The following is a 22,157-nucleotide window of genomic DNA, read 5'->3' as shown; positions in this document are numbered from 1 at the left end:
AGGGGTGCCGTCATGGGCCTTCTCCGTACAAAACCCCACTATGAACTTAGCCCATCCGGACAACGTCCGGCCCGCCCGGATGTGCGATGGTACGAGGCGGTCCGGCTGCACGCCGACGGGTCATTCCACGCTCCGACGGGTCCTTCCACACTCCCGGCCGGCGCTCCCGGTCGGTGCCGCCTGGTCCGTGCCGCCGGTCACCCGGCCGCGCCGCCCCGCGCCAGCTCCGACGCGGCCGCCACCGCCTCGGCGAGGGTGTCCACCACCGGCGCTCCGGCGCCCTCCAGGCTGGCCCGGCTGTGCGAGCCGCCGGTGTAGAGCACCGCATGCGCCCCGGATTCCCGCGCGGCCACCGCATCATCGAGCGCGTCACCGATCACGACCGTACGCCCCGGCTCCACATCCCGCAGCGCCGCAAGATGCCGCACCATGTGCTCGCTCTTGCCGCCGCCGGACGGCCCGGTCCTGCCGTCCACCCGTACGAAACGCGCCTCGATCCCGAAGCCGCGCACCAGGGGTATCAGCTCGTCGTGCCCGAACATGCTGAGGATCGACTGGCTGTGCCCGGCCGCCTGCCACTCCGCCAGCAGCAGATCCGCCCCTTCGGCCAGCCCGCACCGCACCCGGTGCTCGGTGTAATGCCGGTGAAAGGTCGCATCCATCACCAGCCACTCGGCCTCCGTCGGCATCCGCCCCATCAGCCGCTCGTAGAACTTCGGAACCGGCACGCAGTACAGCTCGCGGTACTGCTCCAGCGTGATGGGCGCCAGCCCGAGCTCCGCGAATGCGGAATTGGTGGCCCCTATCACCGCATCGGTGTCGTGGAACAACGTGCCGTTCCAGTCCCACACGATGTGCGCCGCGCGCCGCGTCCCGTCCATGGCCATATGCGTCCCCGTCGTGTACGTCCCCGCGTCCTTCCCCATGCAGAAAACGTACCCGCACCCACTGACAACGCCGCGGGGCGGACCGGCGGGGCCCCGGCCGCGCTACGCCAGCAGGTGCGGAATCTCCTGCACCCCGAACCACATCAGATCGTGGTCCTGCGCACCGTCCACCGTGAACTGCGCATCGTCGTCGCCCTGGTCCGCTGCACCCAGCGCCGCCGCGGCCGCCGCGACATCCGGCTCCGCATCGTCCGCATCCACATGCACCGCGGCCGCCGTCGTGAGCGGCACCGGCCCGGCCAGCCGCACCTGACCCAGCGCCGACTCGTCCAGCGCCCGGTCCGGATCCGCCACCGCCACCCCTTCGGGCACATCCACCGCCACCACGACCCGCCGCCGCGCCACCTGCGGATTGCCCGCGAGCTGCCGCAGCGAGGCCTGGGCCGCGCGGTTCAGCGCCGCATACTCCAGCTCCTCGATGTCGTCCGAGACGTACCACTCGCGCAGCGCGGGCGTGACGGCGTACGCGTCGACGGGCCCCGCGCCCAGCTCACCGCTTTTGTGCGCCTCGGCGAGACCGGAAAGTGTCAGGGGGACATAGACGCGCATGGCAGCCGCTTCCGCTCATTTCGCTCGACTCTGAAGAATGCTCAGCCAGCATACGGGCGAGAGTCCCCCATCAGGGCTCCCGCACGCCCTCCCCACCCTGGCCGCGGAACCTCGTCCCGCCCCCTCCCACCCGCGATTTCGCACGCCCCCACCACGGAAGGGTGAACTCTGCACGCCCCGCCGCGCGGCCCCGGCCCGCCTTGCCGCCCGCCCGGCCCCGCCGAGAAGATCCACCGAAGCTACCGCCCGGTAATCGACCAACCCGGCACAAGGGGGACATGCTCATGACGGACAGCCATCCGACCCGACCCTCCGACGCGGCCACAGCGGCCGAGCACTACGCGACTCCCGAGGGGGCTCTTGAAGGGACGCCCGGGGAGACGTCCCTGGGGATGTCCGGCAAGACGTCTGCCGGCGCGCCCGATGAGGTCCGCGACGACACCGCTGCCGCCCGCACCCCACGCCCCCGCACCAGCCCCGAAGCCGCCCCCACCACCCCGGCCGCCGCCACCGGCCCCGCCGCCGAATCCGCCCCCATCACCCCGGCCCCCGCAAGCCGCACCCCCTCCCCCCGCCGCCCCAGGGGCGCCGGCCGCGGTCCCGGCGCGGGGCCCGGCCGGGGGCGCACACGGCCCGCCGGACCGTCGACGGCCACCCGCACCACTCCGGGCCGTACGGCCCCGGCCGGGCCGTCCGCCGGCCGCACGGCGGATGCCGCCGGTGGTCCGGGCGCCCGCTCGGCGGCAGCCGCGGCCGCCGCCGAGCGGCTGCCGACCGCCGGGGCCCGGCGCCAGGCGCACGAGCGGCGGCCGCACCTCTGGTTCGCCCGACAGCTGCTGCTCGCGCTCAGCGGCCAGATCCCCGTGCATGCCCTGCTGGGGCACGCCCTGCCCACGGCCTACGACCAGCTGGTCGAGCTCGCCCCGCAGGCGCCCCTGCGTCCCCGCCCCGCACCGGGCCGCACCGCCGCCGTCCCCACCCTCCGCGAATGCGGTCTGTGCCGCCCCCGCGACGGCGTCATCGAGGCCTTCGCCCGTATCTCCTCCGGCGACCGCCTGCGCGCCCTCGCCTTCCGCCTCGAACGCGGCGCCGACACCCGCTGGCGCTGCGCCACCCTCGACATCGGCCCGATGCCCCGGCCATGGGTCCCCGCACCGCACCCCTAGGCCGTGTCGTCGGCCGGGCACACGAAAGCGCCCCGGCCTCATGGCCGGGGCGCCCCGTTCGACGTGCCTACTTCTTGCGGCGTCGCCCGCCGCCCTTCTGCGCCTTCCGGCGCTCCGCCCGCGTCAGCCCGTCGGCCTCCGAGCGGGCCGGGCCCTCGTCGTCGCTGACGAAGTCGCCCTCGATGACGCTGCCGTCGCCGTCCACCTTGGGCGCGGTGAAGTGCAGCCGGTCCGGACGCTGCGGGGCCTCCAGGCCCTTGGCGTGGATCTCGGGACGGCCCGCACCGGCCGGGACGACGTCCTGCGCCTTCTCCAGGCTGGGCTGCTCGGAGGTCTCCTGCACCGGGACCTCCTCGACCTGCTGCTCCACCTGGACCTCCAGGTTGAACAGATAGCCGACGGACTCCTCCTTGATGCCCTCCATCATCGCGGTGAACATGTCGAAGCCCTCGCGCTGGTACTCGACCAGCGGGTCCTTCTGGGCCATCGCCCGCAGGCCGATGCCCTCCTGGAGGTAGTCCATCTCGTAGAGGTGCTCACGCCACTTGCGGTCCAGCACGGACAGCACGACCCGGCGCTCCAGCTCGCGCATGATCTCCGAGCCGAGCTGCTCCTCACGGGCGGCGTACTGCTCGTGGACGTCGTCCTTGACGGCGTCGGCGATGAACTCGGCGGTGATGCCGGCGCGGTCGCCGGCCTCCTCCTCCAGCTCCTCGATGGTCACCTTGACCGGGTAGAGCTGCTTGAACGCGCCCCACAGCCGGTCCAGGTCCCATTCCTCGGCGAAGCCCTCGACCGTCTCCGCCTGGATGTAGGCGTCGATGGTGTCGTCCATGAAGTGCTTGATCTGGTCCTGGAGATCCTCGCCCTCCAGGACGCGGCGCCGCTCGCCGTAGATGACCTCGCGCTGGCGGTTGAGCACCTCGTCGTACTTCAGGACGTTCTTGCGCGTCTCGAAGTTCTGCTGCTCGACCTGCGACTGGGCGGAGGCGATCGCCCGGGTCACCATCTTGTTCTCGATCGGGACGTCGTCGGGGACGTTGGCCATCGCCATGACCCGCTCGACCATCTGGGCCTTGAACAGCCGCATCAGGTCGTCGCCCAGGGAGAGGTAGAAACGGGACTCGCCCGGGTCGCCCTGACGGCCGGAGCGGCCGCGCAGCTGGTTGTCGATACGGCGCGACTCGTGCCGCTCGGTGCCCAGGACGTAGAGCCCGCCGAGCTCCTTGACCTCCTCGAACTCCGCCTTGACCGCGGCCTCGGCCCGCTCCAGGGCGGCGGGCAGCGCGGCCGCCCACTCCTCGACGTGCTCGACCGGGTCCAGGCCCATCTGCCGCAGCTCCGCCTCGGCGAGATCGTCGGGGTTGCCGCCCAGCTTGATGTCCGTACCGCGGCCGGCCATGTTCGTGGCGACCGTGACCGAGCCCTTGCGGCCGGCCTGGGCGACGATCGAGGCCTCCCGGTCGTGCTGCTTGGCGTTGAGGACCTCGTGCGGCACCCCGCGCTTGTTGAGCTGCTGGGAGAGGTACTCGGACTTCTCCACCGAGGTCGTGCCGACCAGGATCGGCTGGCCCTTGCCGTGCTTCTCGACGATGTCCTCGACCACCGCGTCGAACTTGGCGGGCTCGGTGCGGTAGATCAGGTCGGCCTGGTCCAGCCGGACCATCGGGCGGTTCGTCGGGATCGGGACGACGCCGAGCTTGTAGATCTGGTGGAACTCGGCGGCCTCGGTCATGGCCGTACCGGTCATGCCGGAGAGCTTGTCGTAGAGGCGGAAGAAGTTCTGGAGGGTGATCGTGGCGAGCGTCTGGTTCTCGTCCTTGATCTCCACCCCCTCCTTCGCCTCGATGGCCTGGTGCATGCCCTCGTTGTAGCGGCGACCGGCGAGGATACGGCCGGTGTGCTCGTCGACGATCATGACTTCGCCGTCGATGACGACGTAGTCCTTGTCGTTCTTGAACAGCTCCTTGGCCTTGATCGCGTTGTTGAGGTACCCGACGAGCGGGGTGTTCACCGACTCGTAGAGGTTGTCGATGCCCAGCCAGTCCTCGACCTTGCTGACACCGGACTCATGGATGCCGACGGTGCGCTTCTTCTCGTCGACGTCGTAGTCGCCGGTCTCCTCGATGCCGCGCTGCGGATTGGCGGCCTCGCCCTTCTTCAGGCGCGTGACCAACTTGGCGAAGTCGCCGTACCACTTGGTGGCCGAATCCGCCGGGCCGGAGATGATCAGCGGCGTACGGGCCTCGTCGACGAGGATCGAGTCGACCTCGTCGACGACCGCGAAGTTGTGGCCGCGCTGTACGAGTTCGTCCTGCGACCAGGCCATGTTGTCGCGCAGGTAGTCGAAGCCGAACTCGTTGTTCGTGCCGTACGTGATGTCGCAGTTGTACTGCTCGCGGCGCTGGGCGGGCGTCATGTCGGCGAGGATGCAACCGACCGTCAGTCCCAGGAACTTATGGACCCGGCCCATCATCTCGGAGTCGCGCTCGGCCAGATAGTCGTTCACCGTGATCAGGTGGACGCCCTTGCCGGACAGCGCGTTGAGATACGTCGGGAGCGTACCGACGAGGGTCTTGCCCTCACCGGTCTTCATCTCGGCGACGAATCCGAGGTGAAGGGCTGCGCCACCCATCAGCTGGACGTCGTAGTGGCGCTGGCCGAGCACGCGCTTGGCGGCCTCGCGGACCGTGGCGAACGCCTCGGGCAGCAGATCGTCCAGGCTCTCGCCGTCCGCGTAGCGCTCCTTGTACTCGTCCGTGAGCGCCCGCAGCTCGGCGTCGGACAGGGCCGCGAAGTCCTCTTCGATGGAGTTGACCTGGCCCGCGATGCGGTGCAGTTTGCGCAGGATCTTTCCTTCGCCTGCACGCATGAGCTTGTTGAAGACGGACACTTGGGCTGGTCTCCTTGCCGGTCGGGCCTGGCACGGTCGGGTGCGCGGGCGCGGCATGTTTCCAATGGGGCAGGCCCCGCCGCAACGGCCATCGTAAGGGAGGACTCTGTCAGGCCGGGAGGTTAGCCGCAGCGACGGCAGATATGCCCTCTTCCGGTGAACGCATGAGCGGACGAGAAGGTGCCGGGAATCACGCGAAATCCGTTCGCGCCCGTATTCTCCGCACCGCAGACTCGCCTCATGGAGCCCGTCGTCCTCACCACCGAACGCCTCGTCCTGCGTCCCTTCGAACCGTCCGACGCCCCCGCAGTCTTCGCGGCCTGCCAGGAACCGGACATACCACGCTGGACGAGCGTCCCCTCACCCTACGGCCTCGGAGACGCCGAACAGTACGTCGCCACCACCGCCCCCGAGGGCTGGCGCACCGATGCCGCCTATGCCTTCGCCGTGGTCTCCCGGACCGACGGCTCCCTGGTCGGTTCCATGGGGCTGGTGCGGATCTCCCTGCTGCACGCCCCCGAGCGCCAGGCGGAGCTCGGCTACTGGACGGCCAAGGAGCACCGGGGCCGGGGATACACCGCCGAGGCGGCCCGCGAGGTGGTGCGCTGGGCGTTCGCCGACCTGGGGGTGGAGCGGCTGGAGTGGCTGGCAGAGGCGGGCAACGAAGGCTCCCGGGCGGTGGCCCGCAAGGTCGGCTTCCAGATGGAGGGCACCCTGCGCGCCAAGCTGATCCACGAGGGCACCCGACGCGACGTGTGGATCGGCTCCCTCCTCCCCTCCGACCTGCCGCGGGCTCCCGAGCCGGCGGACCCGGCCGCGGAGGCCACGCCGTACCTTCCGTACGGTGGCGGGCGGACGGACTGAGGCCCTCTGCCGGGTGCGGCCGGCGGCCCGGGCATTGTCAGTGGCCGCCCCTACGCTTTCCCGCATGACCACCAGCCCGCGCACCCGGCCGCTGCCCCCGCCCGTGACGACCCTCTCCCGGGACGAGGCCCGGCGCCTGGCGCTGCGGGCCCAGGGGCTGGTGGGCGCCCCTGACCGACGAGCGGGGGTGCGCGGGGTGCTGCGGCAGCTGGGCGCGGTGCAGCTGGACACGATCTCGGTGCTGGCCCGCTCGCACGAGCTGGTGCCGTACGCCCGCCTCGGCCCGGTCGGCCGCGAAGCCGTCGAGAGCGCCTACTGGAGCGGCACCCACAGCTTCGAGTACTGGTCGCACGCCGCCTGCATCCTGCCCATCGAGGAGTGGCCGCACTTCGCCTTCCGCCGCCGGGCCTACCGCGCCAAGGGCTACCGCTGGCACACCATGGAGGACTCCGACCGCTCCTGCGCCGCCGTCCTGGCGCGGCTGACGGCCGACGGCCCGCTGACCACCTCCGAGCTGGGCGGCGGCCGCAAGGGCGGGGAGTGGTGGGACTGGTCCGAGACCAAGATCGCGGTGGAGTGGCTGCTGGACACCGGCCGGGTGGTCTGTACCGAGCGCCGCGGCTGGAAGCGGGTGTACGACCTGGCCGAGCGCGCCGTCCCCGACGCCCTGCTGCACGACGATCTGGACGACGCCGAGTGCCTGCGCCGCCTGGTGGCCCAGGCCGGGGCCGCGCTGGGAGTGGCCACCCGCGCGGATCTCGCCGACTACCACCGCCTCAAGGGCGACCAGGTCGATGCCGTCATCGAGGGCTCGGGGCTGGTCCCCGTCGAGGTCGAGGGCTGGGGCAGACCGGCCTGGGCCGATCCCGCCGCCCTGGCCGCCCCGCCCCGCGGCCGGCACCGCACGACCCTGCTCTCGCCGTTCGACTCCCTGATCTGGGACCGCGCCCGTACGGAGCGGATCTTCGGCTTCACCCATCGCCTGGAGGCCTACGTCCCCCGCCCCCGGCGGGTACACGGCTATTTCGCGATGCCGCTGCTGTCCGGGGGCCGCCTGCTGGGCCGCGCCGACCCGGCCCGCGAGGGCACCACCCTCATCGCCCGCCAGGTCTCGATGCAGGGCCCCAAGGCCGTCCGCCCCATGGCACAGGCGCTCCGTGAGGCCGCCACCTGGGCGGGCTGCGACGCCGTGCGCCTGGAACGCTGCGACGACGCCGAACTGGCCGCCGCGCTCCGCGCAGAACTCACTCACATGAGTGAGAAGTCCGACTGATCCGTACGGCCGACCGGCCGATGCGGCTCAGCGGATCTCGAGAATCTTCTCCCGCATCGCATAGACCACGGCTTCCATCCGGGAGTGCAACTGGAGCTTCTCCAGGATGTTGCGTACGTGGTTTTTCACGGTGTTTTCGGAAATGAAGAGTTCTTTGGCGATATCGCGATTGTTCATGCCGGTGGCGACCAGTTTGAGGACCTCCAGCTCGCGGTCGGTGAGCCGGGGCGCGGGCACCAGTCGGCGCTCGTCGGTGCGCTGGATCATCGACTTGAACTCCGTCAGGAGCTTGGACGCCATCGACGGGCTGATCTGGGACTGGCCGTCCGCGACCGCGCGGATTGCGGTGGCCACCTCGTCGGTGGAGATTTCCTTGAGGAGGTAGCCGGTGGCGCCGGCCTTGATCGCGTCGTAGAGATCGGCCTCTTCGTCGCTGATCGTCAGCATGATGATCTTCGCGCTGGGGGCGACCTCCTTGATGGCGGTGCAGGCCTCGATACCGCCCCGTTTGGGCATCCGGACGTCCATCAGCACGATGTCCGGCAGCAGATCCGCGGCCTTGTCGACCGCCTCCGCACCGTCCCCGGCCTCGCCGACGACCTGGATGTCCTCCTCCTGGGCCAGCACGATCTCCAGGCCGCGACGGAAAAGCGCGTGGTCGTCCACCACCAGGACCCGGATCGGCTCCTTGCGCGGCGCGCTCGCGGCAGTCCCCGGGGCGGCACCGTTTCCGCTGCCGCTTCCCTCGCCCTCCGCGCCGTCACTCACGGGCCCGAAACTGTCCCCCATCGTTCCTCCCCGTCAACTACTCGGCCGAAGGGCCAGAGCTTGGAAATAAGGCTGGTTGACAACAGCCCCGTGCGGCCAGCCCGATCAATGCCATACGACGTCTCCCCGGCACGTAGCCGTTTCGTGTCCACATGCTCCCTGGCTGGCACAAACACTATACGGCTTCAACTCCTGCTTTCTTCAGGCACGATGGTGCCCCCGGCGCACGCCGGGGGCACACAGTGGATGGGTATCAGCCGCCGAGCGCGCCCCCTGCGCCGCCCGGCTCTTCCTCCCCGAACGAATCGGGGTTCAAGTGGATGACGCCGTAGTCGTATGCATGGCGCCGGTAGACGACACTCGGCTGCTTGGTCTCGGCGTCGACGAAGAGATAGAAGTCGTGTCCGACCAACTCCATCTCGTAGAGCGCCTGGGTGAGCGTCATCGGTGCTGCCGAGTGAGTCTTCTCGCGGACGACCAGAGGGCCTTCGCCCTGGACGTCGACCGACCCCATCTTCGTGGTCGGCACCAGCGGCTCGCGCTCGGTGGCGAGCTCGCCATTGGTGTTCAGACGCGCGGCGTCAGGGACGATGGCAGCGACATCACTCGCCGGGATGCGCCCGTTACCGCGGCGGGAGAAGCGCTTGTCGTGCTGCTTGCGCAGTCGGGCCTCCAGCTTGGCGGTGGCCAGGTCCAGCGCCGCATACGCATCCGCTGCGGCCGCCTCGGCCCGGACCACCGGGCCACGGGAGCGGAGGGTGATCTCCACCCGGTCGGAACGGTCGGCCTGCCGCGGGTTGGGCTCCTTGGACACCTCGACGTCCAGGCTGATCACCTTGGCGTCGAGCTTCTGGAGTTTGTCCAGCTTCAGCTTCTCGGCCACGTGCTTGCGGAACCGCTCGGGCACCTCGGTCTTGCGGCCCTTGACGACGATGTCCACGCAGAACTCCGTTCCCGGATCGCTCCGCTACGCAGGCGGAGCGTCTCCTTCTTGCACCAGGCTCCGGTGGATGCCGAAGCCTCGGACTTGGCGACTTTCACCTCCTCCTCCCCAAAGGACACGATCTCCACTCCAACGTTTTCAGGGTGGCCGCAAATGCCCCTAGACGCACCCATCACGACATCCGAGGCAAAGCGTCTGCCAAGTCCTCACAACCGAACATAGCTCTCCTGGACGGCTGTCGGCACCCCTTTGCGACCACCAGCTCCATTCGGGTGATTGTTGCCCCTCATTACCTGCAACGATGAACTTCCTCGCTCAGTTCCACTTGATTTCGAACGCGCTGCGGGGCGCCGCGACCACCGCCGCCCCGGCCACCCGGCCACCCGCCGCGGCGACGGCCCGCGAGGCCTCGGCGAGCGTGGCCCCCGTCGTCACCAGATCGTCCACCAGCACCACTGGCGCCCCCGCCAGCAGCCTCCCGGCGCCGCCCCGCACCTCCAGTGCACCTGCCATGTTCGCCAGCCGCTGCGGGGCGCTCAGCCCCGCCTGGTCGGCCACCGGACGACACTGCCGCAACACCGTGAGCACCCGCGCCCCCGCACCGCCGCGCCGCAGGTCGGCGGCGGCCGCCCGCGCAATTCTGCGGACCGGATCATGGCCCCGGCCGGCCACCGCTCTTCGGGCCGACGGCACCGGCACCAGCACCGGCGCCCCACCGCCCCGCACCCGCCGCACCGCCCCGGCCAGCGCCGCCCCCAGCGGCCGCGCCAGCCGCAGCGCACCGCGCTCCTTGTGCGCCAGCAGAACGGCCCGCACCTCGTCGGCGTACGGCGCACCCGCCCACACCGGCGGCAGCCCCTCCGGCCCGGGCCGCGGCGTCACCCGCAGCGCGCCGCGCCCCTCGCGCACCAGCGCCCGGCGACACTGCGCGCACAGCTCCGTACGCGGCCGGCCACACCCCGCGCAGTCGACCGGCAGCACCAGACCGGCAAGCTCCCGCCACACCCCTTGCATGACTCCAGGGTCCCGCCGCCGGAGCCCGGCCACCACTCCTGTGGACAACCCGCGTGTGGACAACCTCGGCGGGCCGCCCACCGTCGGGCCGGGGCCGCCGTCACCCCGGATAGACCGGCGCCGTCCCGTCCTTCGCCACCGTTTTCCAGTTCGCATCCGGAGGCAGCCGCACAATGCCCTCGGTGGCGTCGGCGATCAGCGGCCGGGTCTCGTCCTCCGAGGCCGCCACCGCCTTGACGCCGTTGACCCCGGGCAGCGTCTCCGCATTGGACGCCGAACCGTCGGTCTCCATGAACTGCATCTGCTGCACCCCGCCGGACTCCCGCCCGACGACCACCAGCCGGCTGCCGCCCGCCCAGGAAGCTGCCACGACATCCTCCAACTGCGGAGCGATCGGCCGCAGTTCCTCCACCGAGAGCGTCGGATGCGTCGAGGAACCGCCGCGCTCGACCCGGCCCAGCTGGAGCGTCGTACGTCCGTTGTCCTCCACCAGCATCGCGATCCGGATCCCGTCCGCGGCCACCCGGATCGCCTTGATCCGCCGCTTGCCCAGACCGGGCACCGCGACCTCTTCGGGGGCGCCCTTCCCCTCGCGCAGCCGCAGCAGCCGCGAGCTGTGCGCGCTGCGGTCGGCGATCCACAGATCGCCCAGGCCGTCCCAGCTCGGCGCGGTCAGCCCCTCGTCCGGGGCCTTGGCGGAGCCCGCGGAGGTCAGCAGCGGGCCGCCGCGCTGCACGCCGTCCTCCAGGCCGGCCACGTACAGCGACCGGCCGTCGCTCGACACCCCGGCCGCGGTCGTCTCATCGCGCGAGACGGCGACCGAGCGCAGCGCCGTCTTGCCGGTGCCGAACGGGCCGCGCACCGGGGACGGTTCGGTGGCGTCGTCGGACATGGAGACGACCTTGTGGTCGGCGTCGAGGAAGTATTCCTGGGCGGAGTGCCCGGCCTGTCGCACCGGCGAGAAGTCGCGTTCGGCCTGCTCCTGGGTCAGCGAGCACAGGGAGTTGCCCTTGGCGTCCTCCAGGTCCACCTCGCTGATCTTCGAGGCCCGGGTCATGTCCTGGACGGTGAAGAAGAGTTGGGCCGCCATCCGCTTGCACTGGGCGGCGTCGGTGTTGACCGCCTGCTTGGTCAGCTTGACCCGCAGCGCATTGGAATCGTCCAGCGACAGATCGCGCGAGGCGAGCCGGGTGCCGTGCGGGAACTCCGAGGCGGTCACCTGGCCGAGCCAGTCGGTGGGCCCGTTCAGCAGCGCCTCCACACTGGCGGCGATCGGCTCTATCCGCTGGCGCAGATAGACCGGGTCGGCGACCAGGACGTTACGGCTCGCCTTCGGCTCCGACGACTCCGACTGGTAGGACGCGAAGTAGTACTTGTTGACGGAACGGTAGATCCGCTGGAAGTCGGACTGCCCGAGCACCAGTCCGTTGGGCAGGCGGTCGATACGCCACTGCCCGTTCTCCTTGATCAGGTGAATCGTCCGGCGGTAGGTGCGCTCCTCGGGGGTGTAGGCGTGATTGGCATCCACCTTGGCCACCTGGCTGCCGGACAGCGTGACGGTGTAGCCGTTCGCGTCCTCGCGGTTGCGCTGGATCTCCGGCTCGGGCTTGGGTCGCTCCTGGAGCACATTGGTGACCCGGAACGGCTGCCAGGTCTGCCGGGCCGATTTGGCCAGATACTGGCTGGCGGTGCGGAAATCCACCTCGTCGCTGGTCGTGGCGTCGAGGAAGCTGCGGACGATGTTCGTCGGCTGCGCGCCGTCCTGCGGCGGGACGCCGTAGACCCGTACCTGCGAGTCGCCCTCGGCCCGCGGCGACTGGTCGACCGCCTTGACATCGCCGCTGTCCGGCATGGACGCACACCCGGCGAGCAGTACGCCGGCGCAGCCCAGCAGCCCGGCCGTGCGCGCCCGCCGCACCCCCCTGCGGAGGCGCGTGCGGGAGGTGTGCCCGGCCTGGCCCTCGCCTTCGCGCTCAGTGTCCACGCAGCCCGCCTTCCTGCTCCGCGCCCCGCCCGGCTTCCCGCTGGGCCGCCTCATCGGCGGCCCTGTCGTCGACCGCCGCACCGCCACGGTGCGGCCCCTCCGTGTGCGCACCCTTGCCGTGCGCCGTTCCGTCGTTCCGTACGCCCCCGGACGCCGGTACCACGCGGGCGCCGCCGGCGCCGGGGAGCGCCGCCGGATCGGCCGCGGGACGGACCGCGGCACGCGGCTGCGCCGGGATCGCGGACGCCGCCCGGCCCGCGCCGGTCCGCGCCTTTCCTGCCCCGGCCAGGCCGCGGTTGCGCCGCGAGTCCTCCGGTTCGAGCGGTATCGGGGAGCCGCGCAGCGTCTCACCGGCCGTACGCGGCAGCGTCAGCCGGAACTGCGAGCCGCCGCCCGGCTCGCCCCACGCCTGGAGCCAGCCGCCGTGCAGCCGGGCGTCCTCGACGGCGATGGACAGGCCCAGGCCCGTGCCGCCGGTCGTACGGGCCCGCGCCGGGTCCGCGCGCCAGAAGCGGTTGAAGACCCGGGTCGCCTCACCGGGCTTGAGGCCGACGCCGTAATCGCGCACCGCGACGGCCACGGCGCCACCCGACGGGCCTCCCCCGGAGGCCAGCCGCACCACGACGTCCCGGCCCTCACCGTGCTCGACGGCGTTGACCACGAGGTTGCGCAGCACCCGCTCCACCCGGCGGGGGTCCGCCTCGGCGATCACCGGCCGCTCGGCGCCGCGCACCACGAGGCGGGTGCCCTTGGCCTCGGCGAGCGGCTCGGCGCCCTCGATGACGCGACTGACGACATCGCGCAGGTCTATCGGCTCGGCCTCCAGCGCGGCCGCGCCCGCATCGAACCGGCTGATCTCCAGCAGCTCAGCGAGCAGCGACTCGAACCGGTCGAGCTGACCTCGCAGCAGCTCCGCGGAGCGCGCGGTGGCGGGGTCGAACTCGTCGCGGGCGTCATGGATGACATCGGCGGCCATCCGTACGGTCGTCAGCGGTGTCCGCAGCTCGTGCGAGACGTCCGAGACGAACCGGCGCTGCATCCGGGACAGCTCCTCCAGCTGCTGGATCTTGATCTGGAGGTTCTGCGCCATTTTGTTGAAGGACTCGCCGAGGCGGGCGATGTCGTCCTCGCCGGTGACCTTCATCCGCTCCTGGAGGAGCCCGGCGGCCAGCCGCTCGGAGATCCCCGCGGCCATCCGTACGGGCGTGACGACCTGCCGCACGACCAGCCAGGCAATGGCGCCGAGCAGGATCACGACGAACACCCCGGCGGTCGCCAGCGTGCCCGTCACCAGCTTCAGGGACTCCTCTTCCTGGCTGAACGGGAAGAGGTAGTAGAGCTGGTACTGGTTGCCGTTGATGTCGTTGAGGCGCTTGCCGATGATCAGCGCCGCCACACCGTCGTCCGAGCCGATGCGCTTGATCTGGGTGTACTGGCGGAACGTCCCGGACTTGGCGTCCAGCTTGCGCCGCAGCTCGGCGGGCACGCTGCGCTCGGGGTCGACGTCCCCGGAGGCGCGGGGGCCGCGGGTGCCGGGGCTGGAATCGCCGAACGGCTCGTCGGAATCGGAGCTGAGCGCCACCACGGAGAAGACGCCCTGGCCGCCACTGGCAAGCTGCTCGACCAGGCCGGTCAGCCAGGTCGCGGAGTCCTGGGAGCCGCGGTTTCCGGTGCGGGCGGCATCGTCGGGCCGGGTGTCGTCGGCACCGTCGGCCATCTTCTGGGCGACGCTGAAGCCGCCGACCGCCTGGCTCTGCGCGGCCTGCGCCTTGGCGGTGAGCAGACCGTTACGGACCTGGCCGACGACCACCACACCGAGCAGCAGGACCACGGCGAGCGACATCAGCAGGGTGGTGGCCACGACCCGCAGCTGGATGTTGCGCCGCCACAGCCGCAGGGCGGGCAGCAGCGGCCGTCGCACCCAGCGGCTGAAGAGCCGCAGCAGGGGGTGGACCGGACCGCTCACGGCCCCGTCGGGCAGCAGTTGGCCGCCGCGCAACAGCCGAGCGACCAACTTACCCGAAAAGGACATTTCGCCCACCGGGCCGACGGAACGCCCCCGCTGTGCCTCCGGGGCCGCACCGTCCCGGATCATCTCAGCTCGGCCCGGCCTTGTAGCCGACACCGCGCACGGTCACCACGATCTCCGGACGCTCCGGATCCCGCTCGACCTTGGAACGCAGCCGCTGCACGTGGACATTGACCAGCCGGGTGTCGGCGGCGTGCCGATAGCCCCAGACCTGCTCGAGCAGCACCTCGCGGGTGAACACCTGCCACGGCTTGCGCGCCAGCGCCACCAGCAGATCGAACTCCAGCGGGGTCAGCGCGATCGACTGCCCGCCCCGCTTCACGGAGTGCCCCGCCACATCGATGACCAGGTCACCGATCGCCAGCTGCTCGGGCGCCGGCTCCTCCGAGCGCCGCAGCCGCGCCCGGATCCGGGCCACCAGCTCCTTGGGCTTGAACGGCTTGACGATGTAGTCGTCCGCGCCCGACTCGAGCCCGACCACCACATCCACGGTGTCGCTCTTGGCGGTCAGCATCACGATCGGTACCCCGGACTCGGCCCGGATCAGCCGGCAGACCTCGATACCGTCCCGTCCGGGCAGCATCAGGTCGAGCAGCACAAGATCGGGCTTGGTCTCGCGGAAGGCGGCCAGGGCCTTGTCACCGTCCGACACGAACGACGGTTCAAAGCCTTCGCCACGCAGCACGATGCCGAGCATCTCTGCCAGTGCGGTGTCGTCGTCGACGACCAGGACGCGTCCCTTCATTCGGCCATCATCCCATTACCTGATCGTGACTTACTCCATCGTGATGTGGAACACACTCGCACAAGCCCTTCCCGCGTGACCGGCGAGACCACTCCGGCCTCCGTCACGATCGCCGTCACCAGCTCGGGAGGAGTCACATCAAACGCCGGGTTGTAGGCCTGCGCGCCCACCGGCGCCACCGCGACGCCTACCCCGGAACCCTCCCCGGGCCCCTGTCCGTACGGCAACGAGAACTCCGTCACCTCGCTGCCCGGCCGCTGCTCCACCTCTATGTCCGCACCCTCTTCCGTCTCGAAATCCACCGTGGTGGTCGGCGCCACCACCACGAACGGCACGTGGTGATAGCGCGCCAGCACCGCCAGCGGATAGCTGCCGACCTTGTTGGCTACCGACCCGTCCGCCGCGATGCGGTCCGCGCCGATCAGCACCGCGTCCACCTCGCCCGCGGCGAACAGCGATCCCGCCGCCCCGTCCGCGAGCACGCTGTACGCCATGCCCGCCCGCGCCGCCTCGTACGCCGTCAGCCGCGCCCCCTGCAACAGCGGCCGCGTCTCGTCCACCCACAGCCGTCGCAGCTCACCGGCCCGGTGCGCGGCCCGCGCCACGGCCAGGGCGGTCCCCTCGCCCCCGGACACCAGGTGCCCCGTATTGCAGTGCGTAAGCAACCGGTGACCACCGCCCGGCAGCAGCTCTCCCAAGAGCGCCAGCCCGTGATCCGCCATCCGCGCACTGGCCTCGATGTCCTCCGCATGGACGGCCCGCGCCTCGGCCAGCGCCGCAGCCGCCGCGGCCTCCGGACCGCCCCCGCGACCAGCCGCCTCACGGTAAGCGGCGGCCGCCCGCCGCACGCCGTACCCGAGATTGACCGCGGTCGGCCGGGCATGCGCCAGTATCTCCACCGCTTCGTCCACATCGAACCCACGCGCCGCCGCCAAAGCGACCCCATAGGCACCCGCGATGCCCAGCAGCGGCGCACCGCGCACCGCCAGCGTCCGGATCGCCTGCACCAGCGCCGGTACGTCCGTACAGACCAGCTCGGCCTCCTCCGCCGGCAGCCGGGTCTGGTCGAGGAGCACCACCACCGGCCCCTCGGGTGGCTCCGCCCAGCGCAACGACGGGATTCCGAGCGCTTGCGCGCCCGCCTCAGACACCTCGTAGTGATCGGCCACTGGTTCAGTCTGCCGTCGATACCGCCCCGAACAGAAGGTCCCGCACTGCTCAGGGCCCGGGTACACAAAACCGTCCGCCATGACACGATGACTGACACCGCGGATCCCGGACCCCGGCCGCCGCGGCGGACCGGCAGCACGAAGGAGCGAAGATGAACAACTCTCCGGGCTGGGCCTCGCCCGGATCCGCCCCCTCCGACGAGCCGGACCGCGGCCCCCAGGAGCAGCCCGACCCGCAGACCGCCCCGGACGAGCCCGCCGCCGAGCAGCCGACCCCGCCGAACTGGTCCAAGCAGCAGCCGCCCGCCGGCCAGTGGTCCTCGCCCGCCGGAATCCCCGCACAGGGCGGCGCCCGCTCCCGCGCCGGAGCCATCCCCCAACAGGGCGGCTGGCACGGCCCGCAGGGGAGCGGCGGCCCCGCATGGGGCGGCGGCTGGTCCCCTGCCCCGCCGGCCGCCAAGCCCGGCGTCATCCCGCTGCGTCCGCTCGGCGTCGGCGAAATCCTCGACGGCGCGGCCTCCACCATGCGCGCCCACTGGCGCACGGTGCTCGGCATATCGCTGATCGTCGCGGCCGTTTCGCAGACCCTCATCACGGTCGTCAGCGGACTGTGGCTCCCCGGCCGCCGGCCCGCCCCGGACACCGGCTCCGGCCCGGCATTGCGCCAGGCCCTGCGCGATACCGGCCAGGCCCTCGCCGGAAGCGCCGTCACCTCGCTGATCGGACTGCTCGCCACCCTCATCGCCACGGGCCTGCTGACCATGGTCACCAGCCGCGCCGTCCTCGGCCGCCCGGTCACCACCGCCGATGCCTGGCAGGACGCCCGCGGCCAACTCCCGCGTCTGCTCGGCCTGCTGCTCCTGTTCCCCCTGATGCTCTTCGCCATCGTGGCGGTCGGCCTGACTCCCGGCATCATCCTGACGTCCTCCGGCAGCCTCGCACCGGGCCTGCTCCTCATCGTGCTCGGCGGCCTGGCCGGCTTCGTCGTCAGCATCTGGCTGGCGGTCCGCTACAGCCTCGCCTCCCCGGCGCTGATGCTGGAGAAGCAGGGGGTCATCGCCTCCATGCGCCGCTCCGCCAAGCTGGTACGCGGCTCCTGGTGGCGGGTCCTGGGGATCCAGCTCCTCGCCTTCCTGATCGTCGCCCTGATCGAGTCGATCATCCAGATCCCGGCCACCCTCATCGCCTTCATCGTCGACGGCGAGAGCCTGATGGACTGGGCCAACGGCACCAGCGACACCACCGGCTGGACCTTCCTGATCGTGATCGGCATCGGAGCCGTCATCAGCTCCGCCCTCACCTTCCCGATCAGCGCGGGCGTGACCGCACTCCTCTACATGGACCAGCGCATCCGCCGCGAAGCCCTCGACCTCGAACTCGCCCGCGCCGCCGGCCTGTCCGGCTACGGCAACGCACCGACGGGACCGGCCGGATCCGACACACCCACCGACACCACTCCGGGAAGCTGATGCGGTGACAACAGGGGGGAATACGGCCGCACTCGGCCGGCTCATGGCGCGCTCCGACGACGACATACCGGTGCGGACACCGCGCGTGCCCGCCCGCGAGGCGGCGGAACGCGAACTGTCCGATCCCCGGTACCACCAGCACGACCCCAATCCCCTCCAACAGGCGCTGAACTGGTTCTGGGACCGCGTCGACGAGCTGTTCCACACGGCCGCCGGCGCCACACCGGGCGGCTGGCTCGGGCTCGTCACCGTCGCCGCGGCGGTGGTGCTGCTGATCGTCGCGCTACGACTGCGGCTCGGCGCGATACGCCGCACCCCGACCACCGGCGGCACCCTCTTCACGGACACCCCGCGCACCGCCGCCGAACACCGTGCGGCCGCCGACCTGCTCGCCGCCGACAACCTGTGGAGCCGGGCGATCCAGGAACGCATGCGCGCCCTGGTCCTGGCCCTGGAAGAGCGGGCACTGCTCACGCCTGGCCCCGGCCGCACCGCCGACGAAGCCGTGGCCATCGTCGGCCGGTTGCTCCCCTCGCATGCCGACCGGCTGCGCGCCGCGGCCCGTACCTTTGACGACGTCACATACGGCGGGCGCCCCGGAACCGAGCGGGAGTACGCCCTCATGGCCGCCCTCGACAGCGACCTGCAACACGCCAAGCCCGCTCTCACCACCGCCCCGGCCAGGAGCCGCGGATGAGCACGGCCACCACAGACCCCGTCGCCCCGTCCGTCACCGCCCGCCGCGTGTGGCATCGGTCCCGCGGGCTGCTGCTCGCGCTCCTTCTGCTCGTCGTGACCGGTGTGCTGCTCGCCGCCCTCCAGTCCAACGAGCAGCACGGCCGGCTCGACCCCCGCTCGGCGGACCGCACCGGGAGCCGGGCCCTCGCCCAACTCCTGGCCGCCCGCGGCGTTGACACCCAGGTCGTGACCACCTCCGAGGAGGCCGCGGCCGCGTCCGGGCCGAACACCACGCTCCTGATCGCCGAGCCCGACCTGCTGACCGCACCCCAGCTGACCGGCCTGCACATGGCGACCGCCCACACCCCCGGCCGCGTCGTCCTGGTCGCTCCCGGCACCGCCGCCCTCGACACCTTCGCCCCTGGAGTCACGGCCGAGTCCGCGGCACGCTCCTCGGTACTTCGGCCGGCGTGTTCGCTGCCCGCCGCCCGCCGCGCGGGCACAGCCCTCCTGGGCGGCCTCGGTTTCCTGTCCCCCGACCGCACCGCCGACCGCTGCTACCCCAGCCGCGGCCTGCCCACTCTGCTGCGACTGCCGGCCCCCCACGCCGGCCGCGACACCGTCCTTCTCGGCTCCCCCGACTTCCTCTACAACCGCCACCTCGCCGAGCGCGGCAACGCCTCGCTGGCCCTTCAACTCCTCGGTGACCACGAACATCTGGTCTGGTACCTCCCCTCCCTGAGCGATTCCGCAAGCGACCCCTCGACCCCACAGGATTCGGACCAGCGCGGCTTCCTCGATCTCCTCCCCTCCGGCTGGAGCTGGGGGCTGCTCCAACTCGCCTTCGCCGCCGCCTTCGCGGCCCTGTGGCGCACCCGCCGACTCGGTCCCCTGGTGCCCGAACGGCTGCCGGTCACCGTGCCGGCCGCCGAGACCACCGAAGGCCACGCCCGGCTGTACGAACAGGCCCACGCCCGCGACCGCGCCTCCGCCGTCCTGCGCGCCGCCACCCGCACCCGGCTCGCCCCGCTCATCGGCGTGCCCCCCACGCACGCCCACACCCCCGACATCCTTCTCCCCGCCGTGCACGCCCACCTGACCAGCCCGCCCGCAGCCGAATCCGACCTGCACTCCCTGCTCTTCGGCCCTACTCCCGCGGACGACAAGGCGCTGGTGCAGCTGGCCGACCAACTCGACGCACTCAAAACCTCGATCGTTTCCCAAGAGAGGCACGCCCCCCGTGAGCACCCCGACCGCTGACAGCGCCCGAGCCTCCCTCGAAGCGCTCCGCACCGAGATAGCCAAGGCCGTCGTCGGCCAGGACCCCGCCGTCACCGGTCTGGTCGTCGCGCTGCTCTGCCGCGGCCATGTGCTCCTCGAAGGCGTCCCCGGCGTCGCCAAGACCCTGCTCGTACGAGCCCTGTCGGCCACCCTCGAACTCGACACCAAACGCGTCCAGTTCACCCCCGACCTGATGCCGAGTGATGTCACCGGCTCCCTGGTCTACGACGCCCGCAGCGCCGAATTCTCCTTCCAGCCCGGTCCCGTATTCACCAACCTCCTTCTCGCCGACGAGATCAACCGCACGCCTCCCAAAACCCAGGCCTCCCTCCTCGAAGCAATGGAGGAGCGTCAGGTGACCGTCGACGGCACCCCCCGGCCCCTGCCGGAGCCCTTCCTCGTAGCGGCCACCCAGAACCCCGTGGAATACGAGGGCACTTACCCTCTCCCCGAGGCGCAGCTCGACCGCTTCCTGCTGAAACTGACCATCCCGCTCCCGGCCCGCCAGGACGAAATAGACATCCTCACGCGCCACGTGGACGGCTTCAGCCCCCGCGACCTCCGTGCCGCGGGCCTGCGCCCCGTAGCCTCCGCCACCGACCTCGAGGCGGCCCGGGCCGCCGTCGCCAAGACCACCGTCGCCCCCGAAGTCACCGGCTACATCGTCGATATCTGCCGTGCCACCCGCGAATCCCCCTCACTGTCCCTCGGTGTTTCCCCCCGAGGAGCCACCGCCTTGCTCGCCACTTCCCGAGCCTGGGCCTGGCTCACCGGCCGCGACTACGTCACCCCCGACGACGTCAAGGCCCTTGCGCTCCCCACACTCCGTCACCGCATCCATCTCCGCCCCGAAGCGGAGATGGAGGGAGTCACCGCCGACTCCGTCATCAACGCCGTGCTCGCCCACCTCCCCGTTCCCCGCTGAGGCGACGCCGTGGCCCTCACCGGACGCACCGCCCTCATCGCCGCCGTCGGAGCTCTCTTCGTCGGATTCGTGCTCCCCAGCTGGCTCGGTGTCCTCACCGTCCAACTCACCTTGCTGATAGCAATTTTGTGCGATCTCGCGCTCGCCGCGCCAGCGCGAAAGCTCCATTTCACCCGAACCGGTGACACAACAGTTCGACTAACAGGCGAAGCCCACACACACCTCACCCTCACCAACCCGACCCGCCGCACTCTGCGCGCCGAGGTCCGCGACGCCTGGCCCCCGAGCTCCTTCCACCCCGGCACCGACATCGCGGCCAGCCGTCACACCGTCCACATCCCCGCCGCCGAACGCAGGCGCCTCACCACGCCGCTCCACCCCACCCGCCGAGGTGACCACCACGCGGTCCGCGTCACCGTCCGCTCCTACGGCCCGCTCGGCCTGGCCGCCCGGCAAGCTCACCACCACGTGCCGTGGACCCTGCGCGTGCTGCCGCCCTTCACCAGCCGCAAGCACCTCCCCGCCAAACTGGCCCGGCTCCGCGAACTCGACGGCCGCACCAGCATCCTGACCCGCGGCGAAGGCACCGAATTCGACAGCCTCCGCGACTACGCCCCCGGAGACGACACCCGCTCCATCGACTGGCGCGCCACCGCCCGCCAACAAACCCTCGCCGTACGCACCTGGCGCCCCGAACGCGACCGCCGCATCCTCCTCGTCCTGGACACCGGCCGCACCTCCGCCGGCCGCGTCGGCGACATCCCCCGCCTCGACGCCTCCATGGACGCCGCCCTGCTGCTCGCCGCCCTGGCGACACGCGCCGGCGACCGCGTCGACCTCCTCGCCTACGACCGCCGCATACGAGCCTCCGTGCAGGGCCACAGCGCCGCCGACCTGCTCCCCGCCCTGACCGACGCCCTGGCTCCCCTGGAGTCCGAACTCGTCGAGGCGGACGCGCGCGGCCTGGCCGCCACCATCCACCGCCGCACCCCGCGCCGGTCCCTCATCGTGCTCTTCACCGGCCTCGACACGGCCCCCGTGGAGGAAGCCCTTCTGCCCGTCCTCCCCAGCCTCACCCAACGCAACGAAATCATCGTCGCGGCCGTCGCCGACCCCCGTATCGAAGAAATGGCCGCCGGCCGCCACACCCCTCAGGCCGTCTACGAGTCCGCAGCCGCGGAACAAACCCGCGCCGCCCGGCGCCACATCGCAGACCGCCTCCGCCACCACGGCATCACCGTCATTGATTCCACGCCCACCCACCTGGCCCCCGACCTGGCGGACGCCTACCTCGCCCTCAAGTCCGCGGGCCGCCTCTGAGAGGCTGGCTCTCGGCCGCCGACGGCTCACACAGCAGCCGTACACAGCAAAGGTCTGGACACCCCACAGACCTGACTCATTAAATTCCCCCCGCCCGCATAACCCCATAATGCAGAAAGGCCCCGCACCATACGGTGCGG

The 22,157-nt window shown here is 71.4% G+C and carries 18 protein-coding genes; 8 read left to right on the top strand and 10 right to left on the bottom strand.

The window, feature by feature from the left end; genetic code table 11:
• Nucleotides 1-197: 197 nt before the first annotated feature.
• Nucleotides 198-881 carry an HAD family hydrolase gene (locus tag SNA_RS05030; protein ID WP_030069652.1) on the bottom strand — a complete coding sequence of 228 codons (684 nt, stop codon included), beginning with the start codon at nucleotides 879-881 and terminating at the stop codon, nucleotides 198-200.
• Between the two features lie 108 nt (nucleotides 882-989).
• On the bottom strand, nucleotides 990-1,496 hold the full coding sequence (locus SNA_RS05025) for a DUF6912 family protein (RefSeq protein ID WP_030069654.1): 507 nt from the start codon (nucleotides 1,494-1,496) through the stop codon (nucleotides 990-992).
• Between the two features lie 284 nt (nucleotides 1,497-1,780).
• On the opposite strand from SNA_RS05025, the gene SNA_RS43615 reads away from it, so the two are divergent.
• Nucleotides 1,781-2,662, top strand: coding sequence for an Rv3235 family protein (locus tag SNA_RS43615; protein WP_241779547.1), 882 nt, complete (start codon nucleotides 1,781-1,783; stop codon nucleotides 2,660-2,662).
• A 67-nt stretch (nucleotides 2,663-2,729) separates the two neighbouring features.
• Here the strand turns inward: SNA_RS43615 and secA are convergent, their stop codons facing one another.
• The gene (gene secA / locus SNA_RS05015; protein ID WP_030069659.1) at nucleotides 2,730-5,555 is read right to left on the bottom strand and encodes a preprotein translocase subunit SecA; all 2,826 of its coding nucleotides are present in this window, start codon (nucleotides 5,553-5,555) and stop codon (nucleotides 2,730-2,732) included.
• A 240-nt stretch (nucleotides 5,556-5,795) separates the two neighbouring features.
• Here secA and SNA_RS05010 point away from each other — a divergent pair, with 240 nt between their 5' ends.
• Together SNA_RS05010 and SNA_RS05005 are read left to right on the top strand one after the other, a co-directional pair.
• Nucleotides 5,796-6,419: a GNAT family N-acetyltransferase gene (locus tag SNA_RS05010; protein WP_030069661.1), complete on the top strand. Its 624-nt coding sequence runs from the start codon at nucleotides 5,796-5,798 to the stop codon at nucleotides 6,417-6,419.
• Nucleotides 6,420-6,483: 64 nt separating this feature from the next.
• Nucleotides 6,484-7,692: a winged helix-turn-helix domain-containing protein gene (locus SNA_RS05005; RefSeq protein WP_044363478.1), complete on the top strand. Its 1,209-nt coding sequence runs from the start codon at nucleotides 6,484-6,486 to the stop codon at nucleotides 7,690-7,692.
• Between the two features lie 27 nt (nucleotides 7,693-7,719).
• Here the strand turns inward: SNA_RS05005 and SNA_RS05000 are convergent, their stop codons facing one another.
• The 7 genes from SNA_RS05000 to mtnA all read right to left on the bottom strand — a co-directional run bounded on the left by SNA_RS05000 (nucleotide 7,720) and on the right by mtnA (nucleotide 16,344).
• A complete protein-coding gene (locus SNA_RS05000) occupies nucleotides 7,720-8,481 on the bottom strand; it encodes a response regulator (RefSeq protein WP_030069668.1) in 762 nt (253 codons plus the stop codon).
• Between the two features lie 232 nt (nucleotides 8,482-8,713).
• Nucleotides 8,714-9,400, bottom strand: coding sequence for a ribosome hibernation-promoting factor, HPF/YfiA family (gene hpf / locus SNA_RS04995; RefSeq protein ID WP_030069670.1), 687 nt, complete (start codon nucleotides 9,398-9,400; stop codon nucleotides 8,714-8,716).
• Between the two features lie 318 nt (nucleotides 9,401-9,718).
• Nucleotides 9,719-10,417, bottom strand: coding sequence for a ComF family protein (locus tag SNA_RS04990; protein ID WP_044363477.1), 699 nt, complete (start codon nucleotides 10,415-10,417; stop codon nucleotides 9,719-9,721).
• 100 nt (nucleotides 10,418-10,517) lie between these two features.
• Nucleotides 10,518-12,401, bottom strand: a complete 1,884-nt coding sequence (locus SNA_RS04985; RefSeq protein WP_044363475.1) for an LpqB family beta-propeller domain-containing protein — start codon at nucleotides 12,399-12,401, stop codon at nucleotides 10,518-10,520.
• A complete protein-coding gene (gene mtrB / locus SNA_RS04980; protein WP_044363472.1) occupies nucleotides 12,391-14,496 on the bottom strand; it encodes an MtrAB system histidine kinase MtrB in 2,106 nt (701 codons plus the stop codon). Before mtrB ends, SNA_RS04985 begins: the two co-directional genes overlap by 11 nt.
• Before the next feature lies 1 nt (nucleotide 14,497).
• A complete protein-coding gene (mtrA, locus tag SNA_RS04975) occupies nucleotides 14,498-15,175 on the bottom strand; it encodes a two-component system response regulator MtrA (protein WP_030069674.1) in 678 nt (225 codons plus the stop codon).
• The gene (mtnA, locus tag SNA_RS04970) at nucleotides 15,172-16,344 is read right to left on the bottom strand and encodes an S-methyl-5-thioribose-1-phosphate isomerase (RefSeq protein ID WP_044363470.1); all 1,173 of its coding nucleotides are present in this window, start codon (nucleotides 16,342-16,344) and stop codon (nucleotides 15,172-15,174) included. The genes mtrA and mtnA overlap by 4 nt, the downstream gene beginning before the upstream one ends.
• Nucleotides 16,345-16,496: 152 nt before the next feature.
• On the opposite strand from mtnA, the gene SNA_RS04965 reads away from it, so the two are divergent.
• From SNA_RS04965 to SNA_RS04945, 5 genes are read left to right on the top strand one after another with little or no spacing between them, the layout of a single operon-like run.
• Nucleotides 16,497-17,813, top strand: coding sequence for a DUF7847 domain-containing protein (locus SNA_RS04965; protein WP_030069676.1), 1,317 nt, complete (start codon nucleotides 16,497-16,499; stop codon nucleotides 17,811-17,813).
• Between the two features lie 4 nt (nucleotides 17,814-17,817).
• On the top strand, nucleotides 17,818-18,510 hold the full coding sequence (locus SNA_RS04960; protein WP_037792633.1) for a DUF4129 domain-containing protein: 693 nt from the start codon (nucleotides 17,818-17,820) through the stop codon (nucleotides 18,508-18,510).
• On the top strand, nucleotides 18,507-19,751 hold the full coding sequence (locus SNA_RS04955; RefSeq protein WP_030069680.1) for a DUF4350 domain-containing protein: 1,245 nt from the start codon (nucleotides 18,507-18,509) through the stop codon (nucleotides 19,749-19,751). The genes SNA_RS04960 and SNA_RS04955 overlap by 4 nt, the downstream gene beginning before the upstream one ends.
• Nucleotides 19,732-20,697 carry an AAA family ATPase gene (locus tag SNA_RS04950; protein WP_030069682.1) on the top strand — a complete coding sequence of 322 codons (966 nt, stop codon included), beginning with the start codon at nucleotides 19,732-19,734 and terminating at the stop codon, nucleotides 20,695-20,697. The genes SNA_RS04955 and SNA_RS04950 overlap by 20 nt, the downstream gene beginning before the upstream one ends.
• Before the next feature lie 9 nt (nucleotides 20,698-20,706).
• A complete protein-coding gene (locus SNA_RS04945) occupies nucleotides 20,707-22,017 on the top strand; it encodes a DUF58 domain-containing protein (protein WP_030069685.1) in 1,311 nt (436 codons plus the stop codon).
• Nucleotides 22,018-22,157: the final 140 nt, after the last annotated feature.

The organism is Streptomyces natalensis ATCC 27448 (genome assembly GCF_000935125.1).
Classification (GTDB): Bacteria; Actinomycetota; Actinomycetes; order Streptomycetales; family Streptomycetaceae; genus Streptomyces; species Streptomyces natalensis.
This window is presented reverse-complemented; position numbering and strand designations above follow the sequence as displayed.